This is a genomic window from Sulfitobacter sediminis (assembly GCF_040811725.1).
Lineage (GTDB): Bacteria > Pseudomonadota > Alphaproteobacteria > Rhodobacterales > Rhodobacteraceae > Sulfitobacter > Sulfitobacter sediminis.
Window position 1 is genome coordinate 1 of sequence record NZ_JBFNXX010000117.1, and the last position, 311, is coordinate 311.

The 311-nt window shown below is 68.2% G+C and carries 1 protein-coding gene; it reads right to left on the reverse strand.

From position 1 onward, the window contains the following. Window positions 1–95: 95 nt before the first annotated feature. Window positions 96–311, reverse strand: a 216-nt coding sequence (locus AB2B41_RS24090; protein WP_367880235.1) for a hypothetical protein, incomplete at its 5' end; no start/stop codon positions are given.

Here is a 311-nt window from a genome sequence, read left to right on the forward strand (position 1 = left end):
CCCCCCCCCCCCCCCCCCCCCCCCCCCCACCACCCCCTTTTTCACGAGCCGGCGCCCCGCCGCCGTTATTGCCGCCGCCGTTATTGCCGCCGCCGTTATTCGCCGCCGTTGTTCTCGCCGCCGTTGTTCTCGCCGCCGTTATTGTCGCCGCCGTTGTTCTCGCCGCCGTTGTTCTCGCCGCCGCCGTTATTGCCGCCGTTGTTCTCGCCGCCGTTATTGTCGCCGCCGTTATTATCGCCGCCGTTGTTGTCGCCGCCGTTGTTGTCGCCGCCGCCGTTGTTATCGCCGCCGTTATTGTCGCCGCCGATATG